Annotated in this window: 12 protein-coding genes, 6 tRNA genes and 1 rRNA gene; 14 read left to right on the top strand and 5 right to left on the bottom strand. The window is 41.4% G+C overall.

Annotation, left to right across the window (positions count from 1 at the left end; genetic code table 11):
• Positions 1–187: 187 nt before the first annotated feature.
• Complete coding sequence (locus ACSSVW_RS17340; protein WP_454179816.1) at positions 188–976, top strand: putative porin; 789 nt, start codon at positions 188–190, stop codon at positions 974–976.
• 57 nt (positions 977–1,033) lie between these two features.
• Here the strand turns inward: ACSSVW_RS17340 and ACSSVW_RS17335 are convergent, their stop codons facing one another.
• A complete protein-coding gene (locus ACSSVW_RS17335) occupies positions 1,034–2,878 on the bottom strand; it encodes a M2 family metallopeptidase (RefSeq protein WP_454179815.1) in 1,845 nt (614 codons plus the stop codon).
• Positions 2,879–3,086: 208 nt separating this feature from the next.
• Between ACSSVW_RS17335 and ACSSVW_RS17330 the strand changes: the two genes are divergently transcribed.
• Complete coding sequence (locus tag ACSSVW_RS17330) at positions 3,087–5,366, top strand: acyl-CoA dehydrogenase (protein ID WP_454179814.1); 2,280 nt, start codon at positions 3,087–3,089, stop codon at positions 5,364–5,366.
• Positions 5,367–5,415: 49 nt separating this feature from the next.
• Here ACSSVW_RS17330 and ACSSVW_RS17325 read toward each other — a convergent pair whose 3' ends face one another.
• The 3 genes from ACSSVW_RS17325 to ACSSVW_RS17315 form a co-directional block, all read right to left on the bottom strand.
• A complete protein-coding gene (locus tag ACSSVW_RS17325; protein WP_036969320.1) occupies positions 5,416–5,856 on the bottom strand; it encodes a hypothetical protein in 441 nt (146 codons plus the stop codon).
• Between the two features lie 150 nt (positions 5,857–6,006).
• Positions 6,007–6,975: a cysteine synthase A gene (gene cysK, locus ACSSVW_RS17320; protein ID WP_454179813.1), complete on the bottom strand. Its 969-nt coding sequence runs from the start codon at positions 6,973–6,975 to the stop codon at positions 6,007–6,009.
• Between the two features lie 201 nt (positions 6,976–7,176).
• A complete protein-coding gene (locus ACSSVW_RS17315) occupies positions 7,177–9,510 on the bottom strand; it encodes a DUF5916 domain-containing protein (protein ID WP_454179812.1) in 2,334 nt (777 codons plus the stop codon).
• 216 nt (positions 9,511–9,726) lie between these two features.
• Here ACSSVW_RS17315 and ACSSVW_RS17310 point away from each other — a divergent pair, with 216 nt between their 5' ends.
• The 11 genes from ACSSVW_RS17310 to ACSSVW_RS17260 all read left to right on the top strand — a co-directional run bounded on the left by ACSSVW_RS17310 (position 9,727) and on the right by ACSSVW_RS17260 (position 15,427).
• Positions 9,727–10,878: a dicarboxylate/amino acid:cation symporter gene (locus tag ACSSVW_RS17310; protein ID WP_036971603.1), complete on the top strand. Its 1,152-nt coding sequence runs from the start codon at positions 9,727–9,729 to the stop codon at positions 10,876–10,878.
• A gap of 108 nt (positions 10,879–10,986) precedes the next feature.
• On the top strand, positions 10,987–11,637 hold the full coding sequence (gene uvrY / locus ACSSVW_RS17305; RefSeq protein WP_036971600.1) for a UvrY/SirA/GacA family response regulator transcription factor: 651 nt from the start codon (positions 10,987–10,989) through the stop codon (positions 11,635–11,637).
• 8 nt (positions 11,638–11,645) lie between these two features.
• Entirely contained in the window at positions 11,646–13,469 is a 1,824-nt protein-coding gene (gene uvrC, locus ACSSVW_RS17300) for an excinuclease ABC subunit UvrC (protein ID WP_065979584.1), read from the top strand.
• 41 nt (positions 13,470–13,510) lie between these two features.
• On the top strand, positions 13,511–14,056 hold the full coding sequence (pgsA, locus tag ACSSVW_RS17295) for a CDP-diacylglycerol--glycerol-3-phosphate 3-phosphatidyltransferase (protein ID WP_036969313.1): 546 nt from the start codon (positions 13,511–13,513) through the stop codon (positions 14,054–14,056).
• Between the two features lie 140 nt (positions 14,057–14,196).
• A tRNA-Gly gene (locus tag ACSSVW_RS17290) sits at positions 14,197–14,272 on the top strand.
• A gap of 12 nt (positions 14,273–14,284) precedes the next feature.
• Positions 14,285–14,358: transfer RNA gene (locus ACSSVW_RS17285), tRNA-Cys, on the top strand.
• A 34-nt stretch (positions 14,359–14,392) separates the two neighbouring features.
• Positions 14,393–14,479, top strand: a tRNA-Leu gene (locus ACSSVW_RS17280).
• 46 nt (positions 14,480–14,525) lie between these two features.
• Positions 14,526–14,601, top strand: a tRNA-Gly gene (locus ACSSVW_RS17275).
• 18 nt (positions 14,602–14,619) lie between these two features.
• Positions 14,620–14,693: transfer RNA gene (locus ACSSVW_RS17270), tRNA-Cys, on the top strand.
• A gap of 34 nt (positions 14,694–14,727) precedes the next feature.
• Positions 14,728–14,814: transfer RNA gene (locus ACSSVW_RS17265), tRNA-Leu, on the top strand.
• 181 nt (positions 14,815–14,995) lie between these two features.
• On the top strand, positions 14,996–15,427 hold the full coding sequence (locus ACSSVW_RS17260) for a hypothetical protein (RefSeq protein WP_454179811.1): 432 nt from the start codon (positions 14,996–14,998) through the stop codon (positions 15,425–15,427).
• A 48-nt stretch (positions 15,428–15,475) separates the two neighbouring features.
• Here ACSSVW_RS17260 and ACSSVW_RS17255 read toward each other — a convergent pair whose 3' ends face one another.
• Complete coding sequence (locus tag ACSSVW_RS17255) at positions 15,476–16,894, bottom strand: alanine/glycine:cation symporter family protein (RefSeq protein ID WP_036969309.1); 1,419 nt, start codon at positions 16,892–16,894, stop codon at positions 15,476–15,478.
• 610 nt (positions 16,895–17,504) lie between these two features.
• Here ACSSVW_RS17255 and ACSSVW_RS17250 point away from each other — a divergent pair.
• Positions 17,505–17,576 (top strand): 16S ribosomal RNA (locus ACSSVW_RS17250); the annotation flags it as partial.

Genomic DNA, 17,576 nt, shown 5'->3' with positions numbered 1-17,576 from the left:
GGGGCTTTGAACATCCGTTTAAGCCAACTTTTTCTTTACATTTGCCGACACTTTATTACAATTAGTATAGTAAAAACAAACGCTTAGTTAAGTTGTTGTTCAGTTTTCTCACGTTAGCATGTGCCCACATTAGCCAACAGGCTAGTTTTTAATAGCAATAAAACAATGTTAATAGGGAAATCTGTTTATGAAAAAGTTAGCAGTTATTATTTCAAGTATGCTTCTGTCAACTGCCGCGACTGCTGCGGATAGTTATCAATCAATTAGCCATTTAGGGTATATGGACACCGATGGCAACGACACTGTGAGTGTTGATTCAACTTACTACTTTGCTCCAAAGACGACATTAGGTCCGTATGATCAATTTGAATACATCAACAAAACAACCAACGTGTATGGTTCGTATGCTGATGATGACTTTGGTGATGTGACGGGTCTTGGCGGTGAGTACTTTGTAAAAGATTTCGTATTTGGTGCGGGCTATAGCAATTATGACTATGGTTCGAGCACAGATGTATTTAACGTATCTGCGGGTTATTTCTTTAATCCGAACCTACTGTTAAAAGCGACATTCATCGACGTTGAAGACGGTGAAAATTCGGTGATGTTTGATCTTAAGTACAATCACCAGCTAAACAGCACAGATTACGTGGGCTTCACATTAACAGCGGATGATGACTTTGATTATCGCGCAGTGAATGCGAAGTACTTCATGGACCTTAAACAAGGTAATTACTTAACGGTTGAAGGGACTATCTCTGATACTGATAATGCAGGTAGTTCATGGGAGTTAGGTTCTAACTACTATTTCTCAAAAGCAACATCGGCATTTGTTACATTTAACAAAGAAGATGATTACAGCTTTGGTGCTCAACATTATTTCAACAAAAATGTGGGCTTAAAAGTGGGTTATGCAAACAACTGGGATGACTCAGATTACGATGCATACTTCGCAAACGTTAGCCTGCAGTTCTAATCATTTATTTGATTATATGAAAAAGCCCGCATATGCGGGCTTTTTGCTTTAGGTTGTTTACCAACCGCACTCACGGTCTTTATTTTGTTCATCAAGGTATTTTTGTAATGGTGCAAAGTAATCTAAGATTGCAGTGGCATCCATTTGCTCTTTACCGGTAATGGTGGCAAGTGCTTCTTGCCATGGACGACTCGAGCCCATTTCAAGCATTGCATTTAGTTTCTCACCAGCCTCTTTAGAGTTATACACAGAACAGCGATGAATGGCTTCTTCGTTGCCCGCAATTTCACAAAGGCTTCTGTGGAAATCAAACTGTAAAATATGAGCTAAGAAATAACGTGTATAAGGCACATTACCTGGAACATGGTATTTTGCACCGGGATCAAAGTCTGATTCACTTCGAGCGATTGGCGCTTGCACACCTTGATATTTCTCACGTAACTCCCACCATGCTTTATTATAGTTTTCAGGTGTTACTTCGCCAGAGAATACCTTCCAGCGCCATTGGTCGACAAGCAGGCCGAATGGAATGAAGGCGACTTTCTCAAGAGCCATTTTCATTAATAGCCCAATATCTTTAGACTCATCAGGCACTTCATTTAACAGGCCTATTTCTTTCAAGTAACCCGGCGTTACCGAGAGGGCAATGGTGTCGCCAATTGCTTCATGGAAACCATCGTTCGCACTTTCTTGATAATAAACCGGTTGAGTGTTGTAGGCACGTTGATAAAAGTTATGCCCTAACTCGTGGTGAATAGTTGAGAATTCTTCGCCTGTGCGTTGAATACACATTTTAATTCGTAAATCGTCTTTACTATCGATGTTCCATGCAGAGGCATGACACAACACATCACGATCACGAGGCTTTATAAATAATGAACGTTCATAGAACGTGTCAGGAAGTGGTGCGAATCCCATTGATGTAAAGAATTTTTCTGCACCGCGAACCATTTTTAGTTCATCGTAATCGTGTTCAGCAAGCAATGCTGTCACATCGTAACCAGGATCTGCGTTTTCAGGCGCAACAACATCATAGATATTGCCCCACGTTTGTGCCCACATGTTGCCTAATAGATGTGCTGGGATTGGTTGGTCTTGGGGTACTTTATCTTCACCATATTGTTCACCCAGTTTTGCACGAACGTGACAATGAAGCGATTCGTAAAGTGGTTTAACTTGACCCCAAATACGATCGAGTTCTTTGGCAAAATCATCAGCAGGCATATCGTACTTGCTTCGCCACATTGCACCTGTATCTGCGTAACCTAGCTCTTTAGCGCCTTCATTGGTTAGCACAACCTGTTGTTCATACAACGGGCGCATAGGTTTTGATACTTGTCGCCAACCTTGCCATAAATCGAGTAGTTCGTTGTAGTCTCGGCTGGTGGCCATTTTAGCGGTCATTTCACCTAGGCTTAAACAACTTCCCTCTTCTTTACAATATTTCCCTTTACCATAAATACCGCCGAGTTCAGCCACAAGCTGTGATAACTTAGCAGTTTTTTCTGCATCTTGAGGTGCAGGCAATGTGAGAGCTAGCTTTAGTTTATCGAGTTTTCGGCGCGCATCGTAATCAAGCTCTATACTGTCAAACTTGGCTGCTTCGTTAGCGAGTCGCACAACCGATTCAGTCATTTTTCGATTAACTTCTGCTGATAACTCAGCACTGTCATGAGTAATGAAGTTTGCGTAAATCCATTCAGCACGGCTCGATTCTAAAAACAGTGCACTTAATTCTTTTTCTGTTTCTGCGATAAATTTATCTGCATCTTGTGCTGTTGCTTGGGGTGGTGTTTGCGTGGTCGTTGTTTTCGCAGTAGGCGCTTCGTCGTTACAGCCAGAAAGTGCCAACGCACTTGCGACCATTACAGCACTTACACTGAGCTTAAATGGAGTCTTCATAGTTTTTCCCTAAAGAATGTTATTGTTATCGAACTACTGGCTGAGCTCTGATGTGTCAGTAGTTTTAGTATGGTAGTGGCATAATAGCAGTGTCGAAAAAAAGAACAAGCGAAGAGCCGAATTGAGTCACCGTTACGATTTGACACGTTGTATTTATGGCACGATCAGTCATACTTGAGGCAGTTGATTAAAATAAAAGGATTGCACAATGACTACTGTAATTATTCTGTTACTGGTTGCTGTGATTGTGATTTTTGCTGTGAAAGATATTCGCATAAACCTGATCACGCGACCTACATTTAGTATGTTTAAAAGGGTATTACCGCCTTTATCTCAAACAGAACGCGAAGCAATGGAAGCGGGTGATGTTTGGTGGGATGGTGAGTTATTTAGTGGTAACCCTGATTGGCAAAAGCTACATCGCTTTCCCAAGCCTGAGTTGAGCGAAAAAGAACGTACATTTTTAGCTGAGCAAGTAGAAACCTTGCTGGCAATGCTCGACGATTATCAAATTGTTCAAAAAGATAAAGACCTGCCTAAAGAAGTATGGGATTACCTGAAAAAAGAAGGTTTCTTTGCACTGATCATTCCAGAGAAGTTTGGTGGTCGTGAATTTTCGGCAATTGCTAACTCGACCATTGTGTCTAAAATTGCCACTAAGAGTCTAACAGCCGCTGTGACGGTTATGGTTCCTAATAGCTTAGGACCGGGAGAATTACTGCTTCATTACGGTACAAAAGAGCAGCAAGAGCGTTGGTTACCAAGCCTTGCAAAAGGTGATGATGTGCCATGCTTTGCATTAACAGGACCTGAGGCCGGCTCAGATGCAGGGAGTATTCCTGATACGGGTGTCGTGTGTAAAGGTGAGTTTAATGGCGAAGAAGTCATTGGTTTAAAACTTAACTGGTCGAAACGATACATTACGCTTGCACCGATTGCGACCGTGTTGGGGCTCGCGTTTAAAATGTATGACCCCGATGGTTTACTCGGTGATAAAAAAGAGCTGGGCATTACGTGTGCGTTAATTCCAACCGACCACGAAGGCGTGCAAACAGGTGAGCGCCACTATCCATTGAATATGGCGTTTATGAATGGCACCACGTACGGTAAAGATGTATTTATTCCGCTTGATTGGATTATTGGTGGAAAGCAGGGTGCAGGACGAGGTTGGCGTATGTTGGTTGAATGCTTAAGCGCAGGCCGCGGTATTTCGTTACCTGCCTTAAGCACAGCAACCGGGCATTTAGCTTCACGGATGACATCTGCCTATGCCACTGTTCGTCAACAGTTTGGTGTCTCTATTGGTCAATTTGAAGGAGTGCAAGAGGCTTTGGCACGCATCGGCGGGTTAACTTACACGCTTGAGTCTGCTCGACTCATGACCGCAGGAGCCATTGATTTAAAATTGAGCCCTTCGGTAGTCACTGCAATTGCCAAATACCATATGACAGAAATGGGTCGTACAGTTATGAACGACGCAATGGATATTCATTCAGGCAAGGGAATTCAAGTCGGGCCTAATAACTATCTAGCTCATGGTTATATGGGGATCCCAGTGTCTATTACGGTAGAAGGCGCTAATATTCTTACCCGTAATTTAATGATTTTTGGTCAGGGCGCAACCCGCTGTCATCCATTTGTACTTGAAGAAATGGAAGCTGCTGCAATGGAAGATCACGACTTAGCGTTAAAAGAGTTCGACGCGCTACTACTACAGCATATTTTGTTTGCTGGCAGTAATGCGGGGATGGCTTTTGTACACGGTTTAACGCGTAGTTATTTTGCCAAAGCGCCTGTGAGTGGTGCTACTTCTGTGTATTATAAGCAATTAGGGCGCATGAGCCGAGGCTTAGCGTTTTGCACCGATGTAGCGATGTTAGTTTTAGGCGGCGAGTTAAAGCGCAAAGAAATGATTTCAGCACGCTTAGGCGATGTTCTAAGCCACCTGTATTTAGCTTCTTGTGTACTTAAACGTTACGAAGATGAAGGGCGTCAACAGGCCGATTTACCGTTTGTTCAATACGCAGTAGAACATTCACTGTTTAGTATTGGCCAAGCATTTGATGGCTTTTTCAAAAACTTCTCAAACCCTGTAGTGAACTTTTTACTTAAACGTATTGTGTTTCCATTAGGCAACCATTATCACCGCCCAAGTGATGAGCTGGCGCAAACTATGTGTGAGCACATGAGTAAGCCTGGGGTGTTCAGAGATAGGTTAACACACTTGTGCTATGTAGATGAGAATGCGGGTACGGGTGTGATGGAAAATGCCTTTATGGCGATGATTGATACTCATGAAGACTTCAAGCAGCTGCGCAAGTGGCAAAAAGAGGGCACCATTGGCCGTAATTTAGAGCTTGAAGATGCGATAGCGGCAGCGGCAGAGAAAAACTTGATTAACGACACGGTTGTTGAGCGAATGAATGAAGCAAATGCGCTGCGAAAACGAGCCATTGCTGTTGATAACTTTGCCCCCGGTGAGCTGTAGCTCATAGCATAAAAAAGCCTTGCAAGAGCAAGGCTTTTTTAAACGTTATTTATCGTGCAAATGGGTCTGGATTAATTTTTTCGATATACCAATTGCTCTTTTTACGTATCATTTGAACACTGCGCATATCATCTATTTTCTTACCATTAAAGTAGCCGGTAAATATTAGGTTTATATTCGCTTTATCACCGTACTGTTCGCGTAGACTCATATTTGTCATATCGACTTCAATCACGACTTCATCGTATTGCATATTAATAAGGTTACGTGCAAATTGGCTTGCTGTGCCGTAAGATTTCATAATGCGCGCCATTTTAGGGGTGGCATATTGCATTGCAAGATCGAAATCTTTTTGATTATAAAGGGCATCGAAATATAAGGTTGCCGTGTTTCCTGGTGTGTTCTTTTCACCTTTTGGAGAATCTTCAGAGCCGCAACCGAACAGCAGCACGCCACTTAATAGAGCACAAATAAAGAGTATTTTTTTCATTGTTATTGTTTGGCAGTTCAAGATAACTTTAAGTGTGTGACGAAATGGCAGTGATGTAAAGTTAACTCAGTAAATTTATTGGATAATATTGAATTTTATGTAATAAAAAAGGATGCACATGCATCCTTTTTTTTGATTTTGAGTGTGTGATTACTGTACTAATTCTTTGTCGCTAAATTCTTCTGCAAACAATGGGCTAGATAAGTAACGCTCTGTTGCACTTGGTAAAATAACGACAACATTTTTGCCTGCATTTTCTGGTTTTTCAGCTAAACGTTTAGCTGCAACAACCGCTGCACCAGAAGAAATCCCGACTAAAATCCCTTCGTTTTTCATCAATTCATGTGCCATTGCAATCGCATCTTCATTTGATACTTGCTCCGCTGAATCGACAACTTCTAAGTCTAAGTTGCCCGGGATGAAGCCGGCTCCGATACCTTGAATTTTATGAGGACCTGGTTTGATTTCTTCACCAGCAAGCGTTTGGCTGATAACAGGTGAGTTTGTTGGCTCAACAGCAACAGATTGCACATTTAGGCCTTTTTCAAGCTTAAGGTAACGACTCACGCCAGTGATTGTACCGCCCGTGCCTACACCAGCTACGAAGATATCGATTTTTCCATCCATTGCATCATAGATCTCAGGGCCCGTGGTTTCAAAGTGGATTTTAGGGTTGGCTGGATTTTCGAATTGTTGTAAAAGAATGTACTTTTCAGGCTCGCTCGCTTGAATTTCTTTCGCTTTTTCAATTGCGCCATTCATCCCCTTAGCACCATCGGTTAACACAAGGTTTGCACCCAATGCTTTTAATAGCTTACGACGTTCTAAGCTCATTGTATTTGGCATAGTCAGAGTTAATTTGTAACCACGAGAAGCGGCTACGAATGCTAATGCAATACCTGTATTACCAGATGTAGGTTCAATTAACTCTTTGTCTTTTGTTAAAACGCCAGACTTTTCAGCTTCCCAGATCATTGAAGCGCCGATACGGCATTTAACACTGAAGCTCGGGTTACGTGATTCTATTTTAGCAAACACATTACCTGTGGTAACGCGGTTAAGCTTTACAATTGGTGTGTTACCAATCGTTAATGAATTATCTTCAAAAATGTTAGACATAATGTTCCCTTGGAAGCAATTTATTCAATCGGGATCAAATAGCTTAGGCTATCGATCTGTAATAGTCACACTTTACTTCGCCTAATAAAAAACGAAAGTAAAGTTTGGCTATAACATATAGCGAATAGGCTTATAGCATTTAGGAATAAGCTTTAAAACTAAAGGAAAGAAGGGCACTTCGTTTGAGTGCCCTTAATGAGTCTACAATAACCAAGCGTAGCTGAACTTAGCAAATAAGGTTCGTTGTTCTTGGGTGATAGATGACAGTTCATCATCTTGGTAGCCATTATCAGAATAGCCAGCAAAAAAGACTGTTTGTGGGTTCAATTTGTATGAATACAGTAATTGTGTGGCGAGCTTTTTGTATTGGCTGTCTACGTCGTCTTGATAGTTAGCTTGATTGCGCTCTAGGTCTGTGTAAATAACAGCGAGACGTAAAAAGCTATTGACGTTAAATTGGTAAGTCAAACGTACATCGCTTAAATTAGCAGTGAAAACATCGCTACCATCAGCTTCTAGTTGTTCGTATGTATGACGTAATCGTACTTCAAAGTGCTTACCTAAGTTCATATTTAGAACAGGACGAATATGCAGCTTTTCACCAACACGGTTATTCGCTAAATCGACTGCATTTCCGGTATACATATATAGAGAGGCAAACAAACCTGCCTGTGGCTTAAAGTCACTGTAAAAGCCAATGCCGTTTTCGCTAAATAGATCCGTGTTGTCATCTATGTCTAGTCGTGACTTGTCATGACGAAGCCCTCTGCGGTTTCGATGTTCAACTGATAACTCAAAGAAGCTTTGTAATGGGCCACTGACTGAAAAACTTGACTGCGCTTCCTTCTCAAGTAGTTCGTTATTCTCGTTATGTGTAATATCCCAATCGGCATAAAGGTTAGCTCGATTCCACCAATTACCTTTATCGCCATACCAGCGGTATTCACCACCGGTGGTGAATTTTTTAAAATCAACTTGTGAGATAAAACCTAAATCAGCGCGTAAGTCGGCATCGCGGTAATTATAGTCTGCAAACGCACGCCAATATTTTTCGTCGTGTTGGTATTTTACAAAGTAACCGTTCCCTGATTGCTCCTGTTGGTTGAGTACCCGTAAAACTCCTTCGTTATAATCACAGTCGCGATTGATTTCACATGTCACTTGTTCTGGCTGTGTGCAGTTATTGCCATCGCAAAGCTCATCGATAAATGTTTGACTGTACTGAGTTTCCGACTTCAGGACTTGTACGAGAAACGTGTCGTTTACCGTTGGTTTATATTTGCTGTCGATGCTGTACACCGTGTTTTTGTAGTCATCACTCTGACGGTGTGTGGCTGTGGAGCCTAATGACAAACCTGATTCAAAATCGTATCGATAGCGCAAAGCACCGTTCTCACTTTTACTATCTAGAGAGACAAGCGACGAGCCCAAGTTGCCAGGGATTAGCACATTTGTTTGATTGTCGTTGGCTATAAAGCCTGCGAAAGTGTGACCATTTTTGCTACCCGTAATTTTTGTGCCGTAATCAGGTTGAGCAATATTACGGGTGTGGATTAAATTGAGTGTTGAAGCAAAGTAGTCTGCATTATCAAGAAAAAATGCCCGCTTTTCAGGAAAGAACAAGCTAAAGTTGTTGTTAACACTTAACTGCGCTACATCGGCCTCAACTTGTGAAAAGTCAGGATTAATAGTGGCATTTAATGTGATATCCGGTGTTATACCCCATTTCAAATCTAAGCTTGCTTCGGTGGTGTTTTCACTTTCCCATTCATCAATATGAGCATTCTCTATCTCTCGGGTTTCATTTTTGCCTAATACAATAGAGGGGATCACGGCCACGTTATTCCCTTGTTTGGCTTCTTCAAAACCTTGATAGCTTGGCATTTGGCAAATCCAGCAGTTATTGCCGTGGTCAATTTTCATATTAGAAATACGCAAACGTTCGCTGCGTGGTAAGAATCTGACAAACTCCATAGCCATGGTTTTGGTTTTAATGCTGTCATCGAAGTTAAGTACGCGAAGTGGAATAGCCACTTCAACGGTATAACCACGGTCATGAATAACGCCTTCGCTATCCCAAATACCATCCCATGAAGAGCTTTCATGTTTTGTAAGCTCATTTTCAATGGAGTCTTGTTGCACACCTAATGGATTAATAAAAAATTGATAAGCAAGCTGCGAATTATTATATGAATCTATTTTTAGGCCGACTAGGTCATCATTCCATGCAGCATCACGGTCACGGTAAAAAGCGCGAATAAGTTCAGGGTTCGGATCGTTTGCTTCAAAACCTATGTATAAGGTTTCGCCATCTTCATAGACATAGGCAAAGGTAGTAACTGGGCTCTTAGCATTCTCGTAAGGCCAAGTGACATTATCGATTACTATTTTTCTGGCTTGCTGCCAACTAGGTTCATCCAGTTGACCATCAACTGTTGCAGGTTCAGCAATAAATGGAAGTTGAATGGGTAGGCTAGTCGCCAAGCTTGTAAAAGGCGTACACAAAAGGGCCACACTTAAAATTGATTTATACATAAGTACTATTTTTGGTATTCAAAACTGCGCGCATGTTATTAATTTACGAGTTTGTTAACAAATGCAACGCGATAGGGTGCATATATTTACGTTCAAATTAGATTCAGGATAATCGTGGTGGTAAATTAGGCAATCAAACACAAATTTGGCTGTTTTATAACAAAAGTAAATCAAAACGTGGTAAAAGGTTACCACCAAAAAAAAGAAGTGATCGTTATGAAGTTAATTCTTAAATTAATTGCCGGTATTGTTGCCGGTATTTTAGTGGGCTTGTATGTGCCACTAACGGGTGTTGAACTCCTTTATACAGCAAAAGAAATTATTGGTCAGTTGATCACCTTTACGATTCCGCTGATTATTTTATTTTTTATTGCATCAGGTATTGCTGGTTTGCCAAAAGGCTCGGGCCACTTACTTGGCAAAACAGTTGGCTTTGCCTATGGCTCTACCATCATTGCTGGCACATTGGCATTTTTACTCGTAAGTGCCATGATCCCATTATTTGATGGTGGCTTAACATTTGAAGCTGAAGTTGCCACAGAAGTGGGTAGCTTTATTGATTTAGAAATTCCGCCGTTAATGGGTGTGATGACCGCGCTTGCAACCGCATTTGTGTTTGGTATTGGTATGAGCCAGTTGCAGCTAGATACTTTAAAGAAAGTGTCAGATCAAGGTCGCGATGTTATTGATGGCTTGTTGGCGAAAGTAATTATTCCAGCATTACCATTTTATATTGCTGGTGTGTTTGCTGAAATGACAGTGGCTGGTACCGTCGTTGATACCCTTCAAACCTTCGGTATTGTGTTACTTGCCGCACTTATAATGCATTGGTTATGGCTAACCGTTTTATATGTAACAACTGGTTTATTATTAAAGCGTAACCCATTAGAGCTTGTAAAAAATATGCTGCCAGCTTATTTTACTGCTTTAGGTACAATGTCGAGCGCGGCGACGATTCCAGTTTCGTTACGCTCTAGTAAAGCCAACAATGTAAAAGAAGATGTTGCAAACTTTACTGTGCCTCTATGTGCAACCATTCATTTATCTGGTTCGACGATTACAATCGTTACCTGTGCGATGGCTGTCATGTTTTTATCACCTAATATGGATGTGCCGTCGTTGTTTGGTATGTTGCCATTTATTATGATGTTAGGCGTTGTAATGATTGCAGCACCAGGTGCACCAGGCGGTGCAGTGATGTCTGCGTTAGGCTTGTTAACAAGTATGCTCGGTTTTAATGAAGGTGCAGTGGCATTAATGATTGCCCTTTATTTAGCGCAAGACAGTTTTGGTACTGCCTGTAATGTAACAGGCGATGGTATCATTGCGTTGTGGGTTGATCGCTTTAGCGAGAAAGCCGCTGCGTAAAATTAACGAGTGAAACGATATTTTGATTTATCGTTTCACTTCTTCTGTGCTAATGTGGCACATTAAATAGTGCAAAAGCATGTATTTGGGTTATTTGAGGGTGTTCCATTGATTAATGTACTTTTAGTTGATGACCATGAGCTTGTACGGACAGGGATCAGACGTATACTTGATGATGTTCGTGGTTTTAAAGTGGTGGGTGAAGCTAAAACCGGTGAAGAAGCGGTGCAATTTTGCCGTCAAAACTCACCTGATATCGTGTTAATGGACATGAATATGCCAGGTATTGGCGGCTTAGAAGCGACGAAGAAAATTTGTCGTTACTGCCCTGATGTAAAAATTATTGTGCTTACTGTACATTGTGAAGATCCATTCCCAAGTAAAGTAATGCAAATTGGTGCCCATGGTTATCTAACCAAAGGGGCTGGGTCTGATGAAATGGTTAATGCCATTCGTGCTGTTAATGCGGGTCAGCGTTATATTGCGCCTGAAATTGCCCAGCAGATTGCTCTTGCGCAAGTTAGCGGTCGTACTGATGAAAACCCTTTCCAAAGTTTATCTGAGCGTGAACTGCAAATTATGCTTATGATCACCAAAGGTGAAAAAGCACAAGATATCGCAGAGCGTTTAAACCTCAGCTCTAAAACAGTCAATAGCTATCGCTATCGTATGTTTGAAAAGCTAAATGTGGGTGGCGATGTTGAGTTAACCCATTTGGCGATACGTCATAAAATGATCGACATTGATAGCTCGCATTAATTTGCTCAATGTCTGATTTCGATTCCGCCCGTTTTCTTAAAACACTATCAAGCGAACCCGGTGTATACCGAATGCTTGATAGTGAAGGGCAAGTTATCTATGTCGGTAAGGCAAAGAACCTCAAAAAGCGTGTTACAAGTTATTTTCGCAGCAATGTAACAGACAGTAAAACGCGTGTATTAGTTAGCAATATCTGTGGCATTGAAGTTACCCTGACGAATACAGAAACTGAGGCTCTTCTTCTCGAAAACAACCTTATAAAAAAATATCAGCCTCGCTACAATATTTTACTGCGAGATGACAAATCGTATCCGTATATTTTACTGACAAATCATAAACACCCCCGTTTGGCGTTTCATCGTGGTAGTCGCAAAATTAAAGGTGAGTACTTCGGTCCTTTTCCAAGTGCGGGTGCGGTATCAGAAAGCTTACGGCTAATGCAAAAAATCTTTCCTGTTCGTCAATGTGAAGATGCCTATTATCGTGCACGAAGTCGCCCATGCCTTCAGTATCAGTTAAAACGCTGTTCTGCACCTTGTGTCAACAAAGTATCTGATGAAGAGTACAGTCAAGAAGTCGACTTTGTTCGTAAGTTTCTACTTGGCAAGTCACATGAAGTTATTGCCGATTTGATTACAAAAATGGAACAGGCCAGTAAAGCACTAAAGTTTGAACTGGCCGCTAAAGTACGTGACCAAATTTTGTTGCTTAGAAAAATGCAAGAGCAACAATCTATTTCAGGTAATCATGCTGAAATGGATGTGGTGGGCTTTGCACATTTAAACGGTTTAAATGCCGTACATTTATTAATGATCCGCGATCATAAAGTATTAGGCAGTAAGACTTATTTTCCGAAAGTCCCTAAGGATTCAGGGCAAGAAGAAATTCTCACCTCCTTCTTAGGGCAATACTATTTAGCACCGGGTGCAACAGGGCGAATTGCAAAAGAAATCATTTTGCCGTTTGCTATTGAAGAAAGTGAGCCATTGAGTAATGCGCTTACCACAATTTCAGAACGTAAAGTCAGCTTGAAAGTAGCGAATCGAGGTGAGAGAGCGCAATACTTAAAGCTTGCAAATAAGAATGCGCTTAACAGCATAAGTGTAAAACAAAGCACGCAAGACTCAATTAACAAGCGTTATGCGCAATTAAAAGAAACACTTCGGCTTGACGACATTAATCGCATGGAGTGTTTTGATATCAGCCATACAATGGGTGAAAACACAGTAGCAAGTTGTGTCGTGTTTGACTCACAAGGGCCAAATAATAAAGAGTATCGTCGCTTTAATGTGACGGGTATTACTGGCGGTGATGACTATGCCGCCATGGAGTTTGCGTTAAACAAGCGTTATAACAAAGTTGTTGATGAAGACAAGATCCCAGATGTTATCTTTATTGATGGTGGTAAGGGGCAATTATCGCGTGCTGAGCAATATTTTGAAAATTGGCCCCATAGCAAAATGCCACTGTTAGTTGGCGTAGCAAAAGGCACGAGCCGTAAGCCCGGTTTAGAAACCTTATTGATTGACGGCGGTAGGAAGACTATTCCGCTTGATTCAGATGCGCCGGCACTTCATTTGATCCAACATATTCGCGATGAATCACACCGTTTCGCAATTGCAGGACATCGTAATAAGCGTCAGAAACAGCGGACTCAATCATTACTTGAAGAAATAAATGGTGTGGGGCAAAAGCGCCGACAATCATTATTAAAATATTTAGGGGGCATGCAAGGGGTAAAAGCTGCTAATATAGAACAACTAAAACAAGTTCCTGGGATCAGCCCTGAAATGGCTGAAAAGATATTTAATCATTTGCATGACAAGGCGTAGCCTTCATGCGAATATAGAAAAAAAGACATCTCCAAGTAGTTATGTGGAATATTCCAAACACACTCACAACCTTTAGACTTTTTCTTATCCCCATTTTTTTGGTGATATTTTATTTACCTTATTCATGGGCGTTTTTCGCGGCCGCGTTTGTTTTTTGGCTTGCATCAATTACTGATATTCTTGATGGCTATTTAGCACGCCGTTTAAATCAGTCTACACCTTTTGGTGCATTCTTAGACCCTGTTGCCGATAAAGTAATGGTCTGTGCTGCATTAGTGGCATTATCTAGTCATTATCAGAATTTATATATGACGATTCCCGCACTTGTTATCATTAGCCGTGAAATAGTTATTTCTGCCTTACGCGAATGGATGGCAGAGCAGGGCAAACGAGATAACGTTGCTGTATCTAATATGGGCAAGTTCAAAACAGCTGCACAAATGTTGGCGATAATCGGACTTATTTGGCAGTTTGATACCTGGATGATTTATTTAAGTTATGGACTTTTATATATTGCCACGTTCTTAACATTGAGTTCGATGCTGCAATATTTGTTTGCTGCTTGGTCAGAATTGACCAAAAATTGATCCTAAACGTATAATTACACACCATTTTAGATAAAAAATAAGCAAACAGTTTAAAACTCGCATTTTTTATATTGACGCGTTTAATAATCTCTGTAGAATGCGTCCGTGTTGAGAGGGCATAGCCCACAAGATAAAGAAAAGCGGCACTAGCTCAGTTGGTAGAGCGCAACCTTGCCAAGGTTGAGGTCACGAGTTCGAGCCTCGTGTGCCGCTCCAATTATCTAATTTGGCGGAATGGCAGAGTGGCCATGCAGCGGATTGCAAATCCGTCCACCTCGGTTCGACTCCGGGTTCCGCCTCCATTCAACACTCCACACGCTCTTTGAGCAACCCGATGCCCGGGTGGTGGAATTGGTAGACACAAGGGATTTAAAATCCCTCGTTCGTAAGGACGTGCCGGTTCAAGTCCGGCCCCGGGCACCATTTAAACTTTATTTAGTTTAAATTGTATGGATAAAACACTAAATTTGCGGCACTAGCTCAGTTGGTAGAGCGCAACCTTGCCAAGGTTGAGGTCACGAGTTCGAGCCTCGTGTGCCGCTCCAATTATTTGGAAGCGATAAGGCGGAATGGCAGAGTGGCCATGCAGCGGATTGCAAATCCGTCTACCTCGGTTCGACTCCGGGTTCCGCCTCCATTTAATACTCCACATGCTCTTAGAGCGACCCGATGCCCGGGTGGTGGAATTGGTAGACACAAGGGATTTAAAATCCCTCGTTCGTAAGGACGTGCCGGTTCAAGTCCGGCCCCGGGCACCATTTATACTTCAAAGTTTATATCTACTCTATTTCATATTTATTTCTATTTCCTTATTTACTCTAATTAGTTTTGTTATTTCCAAAATAGCTTTATAGTTTGTTTATGGCTACTTGATTAATGTATGCGTTAAATTTCCTTACATTATCAGTGGTATTATTCATAAAGTATCAAGGACAGATAATGGAACAATTTAAACGTGGTTTAAATCAGTTTTGGGTAGGCGCAGTGTTTGGTGTATGTTTCGCCATTGCGCTTGTTCTTATTCCGGTTGCGATTATCATGTCTAACATCAATGACGTACTGAAGATTCATGAAGTCAGTGTGTTAGTCAAAAAGGTCTCAACGGCATTTGATAAAACAGAACAAGCTCTCGAGAAAGCGAAAACAGCACTTGTTGATTTTGACAATGAAGTGGTGATGGAAGTGCTCACGGCAGTGCAATCTTACCAACAACAAACTCAGCCGCTATTTTCGGCAGAACAAAAGCAAGCCCTTAAAACAAAAGTCAAAGCTCAGTTAACAGAAAAGCTAAAAGTAACGTTAACCGAACAGCAAGTTACATTCTTACTCACGGTTTTTGAAAAGCTTGCAGAATCAAAAAAAGGGAGCTGAACAGCTCCCTGAAAATACGACACTAAATTAAGCAAAGACCTATCAAGCTTACTTACGCCAAGCACCTTTTGGTATTGTTTGATTTAATTTTTCGTTTTGTGACGGATCAAACGTGGGTAACTTGCCCGCTTTACGTTGGGTGTTGTAGTCTTTAGCAAGCCAAATTACGACACCTGACAACATAAATAACGCAATAACGTTGACGATAGCCATAAGGCCCATGGATATATCAGCGAGAGTCCAGACAATTGGTAACTCACCAAGTGCGCCAAACATTACCATACCCAGCACTAATAATCTGAAGATCACCATACCTGCAGCGTGGTTATGTTCTAGAAATAATAGATTTGTTTCAGCGTATGAGTAATTGGCAACTATCGATGTGAATGCAAAGAATAAAATCGCAATTGCAACAAAGGTTGCGCCCCAACTTCCAACATGCTCCTCAAGTGCTGCTTGTGTCAGTGCAATACCCGTAACCCCTGATTCTGGGATTAATTGTTGAGATAATAAAATAAGAGCCGCTGTGGCTGTACATATAATAATGGTATCAACAAAGACGCCAAGCATTTGTACATAACCTTGTGAAGCTGGGTGTGGCGGATTAGGTGTTGCTGTTGCAGCAGCATTCGCGGCGCTACCCATACCTGCTTCATTTGAGAACAAACCACGTTTTATACCTTGGATCATTGCTTGCATCACGCCATAACCAATAGCACCTGCACCTGCTTGTTCAAGTCCAAATGCACTATTAATTACATGCATAAACACATTAGGTAATAATTCATAGTTGATTGCACAGACATAAAGTGCAACGAGTAAGTAGGCAAGCGCCATAAAGGGAACAACCATCTCTGCGAATCGAGAAATTGTCTTTAAACCACCAAAAATAATAATGCCTGAACCAAGCACAAGCGTAATACCGACAATATACTTTGGAATACCAAACGCGACATCAAACGCTGCAGCGATAGAGTTAGATTGTACAGCATTAAATACAAGGCCGAAGGCAAGGATCAAACACAGCGAAAAGATCACGCCCATCCAACGTTTACCTAAACCGTATTCCATATAATAAGCAGGACCACCTCGAAAGTTACCGTCTTCATCGACCGTTTTATAAGCTTGCGCAAGTGTACTTTCAGCAAAACTGGTTGCCATACCAATTAAAGCAATCAACCACATCCAAAAAATAGCACCTGCGCCCCCTAAATAAAGTGCAACTGCTACACCCGCCATATTACCTGTACCAACGCGAGCTGCTAAAGAAGTACAAAAAGCTTGAAAAGAGGAGATGCCTTCTCCTGAACCTTGGCGGCTATGAAACATAACCTTGATCATATGGGGAAATTGGGTGAATTGAATGAAACCGAGTCGAAGAGTAAAAAATAGCCCCGCAGCTATTAATAGGTAAACCAGAATGTGACCCCAAAGTAGGCCACTTATACTATTTATAATATCTGTCATTTTACATGCCTTGTGAGCGAGTGGAAAATCTGCGGCGCAACTTACCACAACATAGAGGGATAGTTTAGTAATTCTGTTAAAAAACCAGGGTTATCCACAGGGTTTTGTGGGTAAGGTGTTGGTACTTAGTGGGTATCTAACGTATTTAAAAATAATTAAAAAATAGTAAGAAAAGTGCTTGCGTAAAAAATCCATCTCCCTATAATGCGACCTCACTGACACGGCGGGCAGCAACGAAAGACGCTGAACAACGTAGCAGAGAGTTAAGTAAAACTTCGGTTTTAAGTCTTCGAAAGAAAGTTTGAAATTAAGTGTTGACTCGAAAAATTAAGGGTGTATTGTACGCATCCCTCGAGACGCGAAAGCAACTCGAAACGTTCTTTAACAATATAAAGCAATCATCTGTGTGGGCACTCGTACAGATTGAGTTCTAACAGCGAAGCTACTTAGGTAGTAACGCAAACAAATTTAGAGTCTCAATTGAACTGAGTGACCAACGGAAATAAGTTTACTTATTTCAGCACAGTCAATTCAACATCGAAAGATGTTAAATAAATTCAGAATTCATTGAGCATGTCCGCTCCCTTATGGGAAGGACAGAAAAAACTTTTAATTGAAGAGTTTGATCATGGCTCAGATTGAACGCTGGCGGCAGGCCTAACACATGCAAGTCGAGCGGTAA

The organism is Pseudoalteromonas sp. MBR-15, assembly GCF_053628915.1.
The sequence above is the reverse complement of the archived record's forward strand: the minus strand, read 5'-3'. Positions and strand labels throughout refer to the sequence as shown.

Bases quoted from the DNA above. Each gene is read 5' to 3' on its own strand.
- ACSSVW_RS17340 (WP_454179816.1), top strand. From the start codon at position 188: ATGAAAAAGTTAGCAGTTATTATTTCAAGTATGCTTCTGTCAACTGCC.
- ACSSVW_RS17260 (WP_454179811.1), top strand. From the start codon at position 14,996: ATGGAACAATTTAAACGTGGTTTAAATCAGTTTTGGGTAGGCGCAGTG.
- cysK (WP_454179813.1), bottom strand. From the start codon at position 6,975: ATGTCTAACATTTTTGAAGATAATTCATTAACGATTGGTAACACACCA.
- ACSSVW_RS17330 (WP_454179814.1), top strand. From the start codon at position 3,087: ATGACTACTGTAATTATTCTGTTACTGGTTGCTGTGATTGTGATTTTT.
- ACSSVW_RS17315 (WP_454179812.1), bottom strand. From the start codon at position 9,510: ATGTATAAATCAATTTTAAGTGTGGCCCTTTTGTGTACGCCTTTTACA.
- ACSSVW_RS17255 (WP_036969309.1), bottom strand. From the start codon at position 16,894: ATGACAGATATTATAAATAGTATAAGTGGCCTACTTTGGGGTCACATT.
- ACSSVW_RS17325 (WP_036969320.1), bottom strand. From the start codon at position 5,856: ATGAAAAAAATACTCTTTATTTGTGCTCTATTAAGTGGCGTGCTGCTG.
- ACSSVW_RS17310 (WP_036971603.1), top strand. From the start codon at position 9,727: ATGAAGTTAATTCTTAAATTAATTGCCGGTATTGTTGCCGGTATTTTA.
- pgsA (WP_036969313.1), top strand. From the start codon at position 13,511: ATGTGGAATATTCCAAACACACTCACAACCTTTAGACTTTTTCTTATC.
- ACSSVW_RS17335 (WP_454179815.1), bottom strand. From the start codon at position 2,878: ATGAAGACTCCATTTAAGCTCAGTGTAAGTGCTGTAATGGTCGCAAGT.
- uvrC (WP_065979584.1), top strand. From the start codon at position 11,646: ATGTCTGATTTCGATTCCGCCCGTTTTCTTAAAACACTATCAAGCGAA.